Below are 6,363 nucleotides of genomic sequence, written 5' to 3' on the forward strand. Positions count from 1 at the left end.
ATTTGCGTGCCCTATCTCATAAGATTAGGCGGTGCCGCCTACGAATCTTCCTCGAACAAATTGGAATACACTATGGACAGTGCGGTGCCCTTCCTGCATGCGCGTGGTCAGTCGGCTGATGAAATTCGGCTGTTGGATTGGAGCCGGAACCCCATAGGGGTGCCAGCGAGTTGGCCGGCGCACTTGGTCACTGCAGTACAGATGATGTTGGCTTCGCATTTTCCCAAAGCAATCATTTGGGGGCCGGAGTTTACGACGATTTATAACGATGCTTTCCGACCAATTCTCGGGGAAAAAGAGAACTGCATGGGAGCATCGTTCCGCGATATCTGGTCGGAGGCTTGGGATGAGTTGCTGCCCATGGTTCAGAAAGCCTACGCTGGCGAGGCGACATTTATCGAAGACTTTCCGCTCGTGATCGATCGACACGGATATGATGAACAATGCTATTTCACATTCTGCTACAGCCCAATCTTTGATGAACAGGGTCGGGTCGGCGGGATGATCGACACGGTCATTGAGACCACGCAAAAAGTGGAAGCCGAAAAGCACGCCCGGATTCTGAATACCGAACTCGCTCACCGCATCAAGAATACCTTCAGCGTGGTGTCCGCTATTGCGAGCCAGACATTCAATAACAATGCCGATGAAGAGGTCATTAATACATTCATAAAGCGGCTTTCTGCGTTGGGGAACGCGCATGATGTACTGAGGCTCGGCAAAAGCTCGGAAGGTTCGTTGCGTCAGATCGTATCTGGAGTAACAACTGCGCTTGCAGTAGACGATCGCGTTCACATGGCAGGGCCAGATGTATCGGTAGGCCCGAAGGGCGCATCGACCATTTCGCTATTGGTCCACGAATTGACAACAAACGCGATTAAGTACGGTGCGCTTTCTAATCCTACGGGGCAGGTGCAACTGAACGTTGCTATATCCAAAAGGCAGGTTGAGCCGGTTTTCTCAATGAATTGGATCGAAATCGGAGGACCGCCGGTAGCCCCGCCGACAAAGTCGGGTTTTGGCTCCAAACTCATAAGAATGGGGCTTCTTGGTTCGGGGGAAGTTAGGTCCGAATATAGACCCGAAGGCTTTAGCGCAGAGTTTACCGCACCGCTGCTGCAGCTCCAGGGAGAGGGGCGCTTGTTTGACTCAACGTGATATCGGCCGGAAATTAAATCGTGAAAGCGGGGCTTCGGCTCCGCTTTCATATTTGAAATGCACCATTGACGCGAATCGGAAATGGGCGTTGATATCTTTCGGTGTAGCTCGGGGATGAGGGGCTGTTCCCTTCATGGGGCATTAATGAGGGCAATATGCGTAAACTGGTAATTGCATTGGCGGTCTCGCTGTGTGCGTCGAGCGCCATGGCTGCGGATTTAGGTGTTTCTTTCCAATGGGGACCGACAAAGAAGTGCTTTGACCCGAAGTCGCCACCCATTTCGGTTTCTGGCGTGCCAGCGGGGACAAAGACATTAGAGTTCAAGATGATCGATAAGAACGCAATCGACTTCACCCATGGCGGCGGCAAAGTGGCGTACACTGGAAAAGCGCAGATTCCATATGGTGCATTCCGCTACAAGGGGCCGTGCCCACCGAGCGGAGTCCATTATTACAAAATCACAGTGAATGCTCTGGATTCATCAGGTAAGAAGCTTGCATCCGGCTCCGACACGCAACCGTTCTCTAAATAGTTGCATTGCGGGATATCCAATCAGAAACCCCGCCATCGAGCGGGGTTTTTCGTATTTAGGAGATTTGACAGCAGGAGGATGCTTTATAGGTCAGCGCCTTCATGATCCGCGCCCATTTCTAGTTTATCTTTCAACTCTGCAATTTTATTCGCCTGAGCACCAATTTTTTCATATAACGGCTGCAGGAAGTGAGCGGAGGCTATTTCTGCTACCTCTTCCTTTGTAAGGCGAATATTGTATTCATAAGAGGCATTTTCATTATCTATGCCTGTTGCTATGAATTTTATCCTTATTGAACCGTCGGCACCCGGCAGTATCCTCTGCTCAATCCAATCTTCTACAATATCAGTTACAAGTGATTGCTCACTCAATGTTCTAGTTTCACCTTTTTTATTTTTAGGGCGGGCTGTTAGTTTCATTTTATTCTCATATTTACTTGGTGGTATCAATTATTGTATCGGTGTTATTCATTGTCAAATCTGTACACGTGTTCAGTGTTAAAATGTCTTAATCTATTGAAAAATATAAGTTAATTTGTTTTCATGGCCGGCCATGATGCGGCATGAGTATTGGCTTCAGTGTCATGGCTAACGCGAACTGTCGCCCGGCCGTAAAGCCGTAGCCAAGATTTTTCGCCACCATTAACGGGATTCCACTCGGGGTGCGATAGAATGGCAGGCGACGAGCAGGCCTTTTTAAAGTCAGCCGTTTCCCTCAAAAATGGAGAATTGATGATTACAAACGGATTAAGCTGGGCGTCGATCAGACCCCTGATAGCGCCATCTGTATGGGCGAAGACGAATGGCAAATGCTACTACTGCGGAGAAAAACTTGCTGATATTTTTGACGTTGAGCACTTGATTCCACAATCACGCGGGGGCAGCCATGCGCTCAAGAATCTTGTACCATCGTGCAAGCCCTGCAATCGGGAGAAGGGCGCCAAATCACTCGAAGATTGGCGCGACTACAAACACATGTTAGTAGCCTGCCGCGATTATCGCTTACCATCATTCAATGCCCGACAAGTGGCATGGTTGCGTTCGCAAGGGTTCGAACCGTATGCGACGGTTCCTAAGCCAGTATTTTGGTTCGAGAGGGCATTGGAGGCCCAAAACGATAACACCCCGTTAGCGGCCCAGGTCGCCTAAAATACAACCCAGTGTCACAATCAAAATACAACTAAAAGTTTGCGCACTTCTTCTTGCGCACTTCTCGAAATGACCTAAAAGAAGTTCGCAAATGCACGCTGCTTTTGGTGCGTAAGTGTTCTTATATCGAAACTTACGCACAAAGCGCGCGGCGCGCAGTTCTCGAGTTTTGAGAAGTGCGCACTTTTCCTGATTTTTGCCAATTCCAGAATACAACCTGATTTGAAGCGGGCGGAAAATTTTCGCCACGCTACGTCGGTCATTAACACCACATTTATTGAGGCACTCCACACTCCTCTCGCCGCTACCAACGGCATACCGCAATAAACACGAGGAGCTCACATGGCACGCAGCCGCACACGCGCGCCTACGTCTACGACCACGACCGCCACCAAAACACAAACCGTCCGTATCAACGGCGCTCGCGTCAAAATCACCACCAAGGCCGGGAAGGTGACCACCAAGCCCGCCTTGCCGCTCGAATGGGAATTACAGGCGGCACAAGTAGCCAGCCTGCGCCGACTGCCACAGTACCAACGCCAGTTCCTGCTGGCGGGTGACATGAACGCCAGCAAGCGCGGGCCAAGAGCCCAGGCTCAGGCAATCGCAACAGGAATGACCAGCGGCGAACCGGACCTTCGCATCTATGGCGAATACGGGCGTCTGCTGATGATCGAGAACAAGGTCGGGCAGGGAAGACTGTCGCCGGCCCAGAAAGACCGCCACGCTGCCCTACAGCGGCTTGGCTACACGGTTCTGGTCATCCGAGCCACCACAACGACAGAAGCTGCTGAGCAGGCCGTTACGGCCGTTCTGGAGTGGCTTGCACAAGAGAAGGGGAAAGCAGCATGAAGCAGAAACTGAAAGACAAATATTTCGCCGCGAATGACAACTGCCCGATCGATGAAGACCAGCATTCATCATCTCCGTATGCACGAGACTTGGAACTAAGAGGCTGGCAGACGGCGGCAATTAAGCGCCGGGAAGAATTCGAGTTCTATGCGGTCGACGGCGTGTACCTGTCGGATCTTCTGAATGAGGAGGCAGCTTGATGGGAAATGTGATTTATCTGGACCGAGCAGCACGGGCCAAGCAGGAAACCAAGGCAATGGCCACGCAATTGCGACGCATCAAACAGCGCCAGTCTATCGGAGATCCTGCCGTTCCTGCGAATGATAACGAGGATTTCCCACTGCTGGCGGTTTTGCGCCGAGACAAGCTACACGGCTTTATCGAGCTAGTTATGCGATACCGGCGCCTTGTAGCCATAGCCGAGGCCGAGCCGCTTAAGGGCCAAGACTACGGATACGATGCAGGCCTGCACGCTGCTCAAGAAAGCAAACGCCTAAAGGGCGTCGAAGATGTAGAGGCCGCTGCCGCACGAAACTGGGAAGGCGGCGTGAAAGGTGGAGAAATCGAATATTCCGGCAAGCTGCGCAGAAGCAAAGGAGCTTATGCCCTTCCTGCAATGCGCAAGGTGAATGTCAAAGTCGATGCTTACTTCGAGAACGACGATGGCACGATGCCAATTCCAAAGACCGGTAAAACTCCGAGCCTCAGTTTGAAATTCACGGACGATCTGCTGCTCGAGAAAATTGATACAAGACCGATACTTGCCTATCTGCGGTCAAGGCTTGGGCCCCTCCTCGAACCATTTGAGGATGCGGTGCTGGGCGGGCATACGCTGGCCGAAATAGGCGAGAAAGACGGCTTCAGGCACAAGCAGGCAACTGCAGCGGGAAGGTCTCTTGTTTTCCGCGGGCTAGCTGCGGTTCAGGGCGCTATGGACGATCTGGAGCTTCATCCACTGGCGTATCGAAATATCTGGAATATCGCACAACCTGCGTAGTGCACCCCGATCCCCTTCAGCTCCCCAATGAGGGGAAGACTACATCAAGGCCGCCATGCGCGGCCTTTTCATTTCAGTGCGGTTACAAGAGCCGCCCCTGTCGGCATTGCCGGTGGGGTAACTATTCCAGCGCCGTTTCTCCTCCGGCTGCTGGTTCGGCGGGTTGAGCCTATTGCGGTAGGCTCCCCGCCGGCACGATTGGCTTGATTGATTGTTGGGTCCTCCTAATTGATAGTTGGAGGAGCCAGACATGACGTATTCCGCAACGAACAGTCCGTTTCGTACCGGTGTCCGAGGACTATGCCCGAGGTGCCAACAAGGACACCTGTTCAAGGGCTATCTAACACTAGCCAAGCAGTGCGAGGTTTGCGGTCTGGACTATTCGTTCGCCGATCCCGCTGACGGCCCCGCATTCTTTTCGATGTCGATCGCCGCGGTGCCTGCGCTGCTATTCGGTATCTGGTTGCAATCAGTTTTTGATCCACCGATCTGGGTTCATGCAATCACGACCCTGCCGATCATCGTGATTGCATGTGTTCTGTTGTTGAGACCAATTAAGGGTTGGTTGGTCTGCTCCCAGTATTTCCATAAAGCTGAGGAAGGAAGGATTGATACCGACTGGCGGCAAGGTCCGCGATAGTCTGTTTCAACCGGCTGGCTCAACGGAATCTACCGGTAACGACTGCCGCGGCCCTTCATGAGCATGCATGCAACCAAGGCCACCAGACCGACGGATGCCCACGCCGATGCGGTTCCGGGATTTTCTCGTGCGTATTGCACAGCACGCTGGCCATGTTCACGTGCCCCTTCGGCGAGCACATTCACAGCGTCCTTCGTGGACGCGAGGGCGTCGTCGGTTGCGCCGGATAGATTCCCGAGATGATCTGACAATCGGGACGATAGGCTGCTGATTTCCTTGCGCAGTGCGTCGATTTGTTCGGAAAGCATGCCTTCGGTGGTCTGTGCCATTTCATTCTCCTTTTCGATTACGAGGAGAGAACGGGCATCATCGATTAATTGTTCCATTCGATTTCAGCGGCGAGAGCGCCGGTGTGCTCGCTAGAGGCTCTGCGTTTGATGATGCAGTATCAATTGCCAAAAGTCAGATGAACCAACATACGCAGAGCTACAATTCGCGTGATATAAAGGTTCGCCTGCGCGTCGCGCCTCAGCTACGTATGTAATAGCAATGCAATGACTATCTTCGGCCAGCGTCATGTCGTGCATGAGAACATTTTCCCACCTCGGCACATCTTTCAAACTCTCCAGAATGGATTTGCGACTGAGGGTGCCTACGGATGGTAGGACCATCAATGCTTGCTGGTGTAAGTGCTGCACATAAAAAGACACGCCTTCCAGCCAAAATCCTCTTTCCAAATCCCAAATTGTTTGAGCGTGCATGACTGGCTCCTTTCGGGAACGAACAGCGCGGCACCAGAAAAGTTGCCTAAGCGAGGTAAAAAATCATGTTTGATCGTCTCTTTCGGATCGCTACCGATGTTGTGACTGCGCCGATCGCTATCGCGGCGGATGTCGTCACTCTTGGTGGGTTGGTGAACTGCCCCCCATTTCGACCGGACAGTCGGCATAAGCAGAAAGGCTCAAGCACAGGCTTGGGTATAGGCTTATGTCTAACGAGTATCGACACGTTGAATTGCTGACGGGTGATGTTCGC

10 protein-coding genes are annotated in these 6,363 nt (G+C 52.3%); 7 read left to right on the plus strand and 3 right to left on the minus strand.

Annotated elements, in window-relative coordinates:
* The first annotated feature begins 72 nt into the window (after window positions 1-72).
* Both ACS5UA_RS19225 and ACS5UA_RS19230 read left to right on the plus strand, forming a co-directional pair.
* Window positions 73-1,158, plus strand: coding sequence for a sensor histidine kinase (locus tag ACS5UA_RS19225; RefSeq protein ID WP_138725181.1), 1,086 nt, complete (start codon window positions 73-75; stop codon window positions 1,156-1,158).
* Between the two features lie 155 nt (window positions 1,159-1,313).
* Window positions 1,314-1,691 (plus strand): phospholipid-binding protein, encoded by a 378-nt coding sequence (locus tag ACS5UA_RS19230; RefSeq protein ID WP_025091064.1) that lies wholly within the window; start codon window positions 1,314-1,316, stop codon window positions 1,689-1,691.
* An 83-nt stretch (window positions 1,692-1,774) separates the two neighbouring features.
* Here ACS5UA_RS19230 and ACS5UA_RS19235 read toward each other — a convergent pair whose 3' ends face one another.
* Window positions 1,775-2,110, minus strand: coding sequence for a hypothetical protein (locus ACS5UA_RS19235; RefSeq protein WP_350303242.1), 336 nt, complete (start codon window positions 2,108-2,110; stop codon window positions 1,775-1,777).
* A gap of 252 nt (window positions 2,111-2,362) precedes the next feature.
* Between ACS5UA_RS19235 and ACS5UA_RS19240 the strand changes: the two genes are divergently transcribed.
* From ACS5UA_RS19240 to ACS5UA_RS19260, 5 genes are all read left to right on the plus strand, one after another.
* Window positions 2,363-2,839 carry an HNH endonuclease gene (locus ACS5UA_RS19240; protein WP_350303243.1) on the plus strand — a complete coding sequence of 159 codons (477 nt, stop codon included), beginning with the start codon at window positions 2,363-2,365 and terminating at the stop codon, window positions 2,837-2,839.
* Between the two features lie 342 nt (window positions 2,840-3,181).
* Window positions 3,182-3,691 carry a VRR-NUC domain-containing protein gene (locus tag ACS5UA_RS19245; RefSeq protein WP_350303244.1) on the plus strand — a complete coding sequence of 170 codons (510 nt, stop codon included), beginning with the start codon at window positions 3,182-3,184 and terminating at the stop codon, window positions 3,689-3,691.
* Window positions 3,688-3,891: a hypothetical protein gene (locus tag ACS5UA_RS19250; protein ID WP_021587347.1), complete on the plus strand. Its 204-nt coding sequence runs from the start codon at window positions 3,688-3,690 to the stop codon at window positions 3,889-3,891. Before ACS5UA_RS19245 ends, ACS5UA_RS19250 begins: the two co-directional genes overlap by 4 nt.
* The gene (locus ACS5UA_RS19255) at window positions 3,891-4,688 is read left to right on the plus strand and encodes a hypothetical protein (protein ID WP_350303245.1); all 798 of its coding nucleotides are present in this window, start codon (window positions 3,891-3,893) and stop codon (window positions 4,686-4,688) included. Before ACS5UA_RS19250 ends, ACS5UA_RS19255 begins: the two co-directional genes overlap by 1 nt.
* A gap of 250 nt (window positions 4,689-4,938) precedes the next feature.
* On the plus strand, window positions 4,939-5,328 hold the full coding sequence (locus ACS5UA_RS19260; RefSeq protein ID WP_100652391.1) for a DUF983 domain-containing protein: 390 nt from the start codon (window positions 4,939-4,941) through the stop codon (window positions 5,326-5,328).
* 29 nt (window positions 5,329-5,357) lie between these two features.
* Here the strand turns inward: ACS5UA_RS19260 and ACS5UA_RS19265 are convergent, their stop codons facing one another.
* Window positions 5,358-5,657 carry a hypothetical protein gene (locus tag ACS5UA_RS19265; RefSeq protein WP_241084472.1) on the minus strand — a complete coding sequence of 100 codons (300 nt, stop codon included), beginning with the start codon at window positions 5,655-5,657 and terminating at the stop codon, window positions 5,358-5,360.
* A 90-nt stretch (window positions 5,658-5,747) separates the two neighbouring features.
* Window positions 5,748-6,089, minus strand: coding sequence for a hypothetical protein (locus tag ACS5UA_RS19270; RefSeq protein WP_100652387.1), 342 nt, complete (start codon window positions 6,087-6,089; stop codon window positions 5,748-5,750).
* Between the last annotated feature and the right edge of the window lie 274 nt (window positions 6,090-6,363).

Source organism: Brucella sp. RRSP16 (assembly GCF_052246815.1).
Classification (GTDB): Bacteria; Pseudomonadota; Alphaproteobacteria; order Rhizobiales; family Rhizobiaceae; genus Brucella; species Brucella intermedia.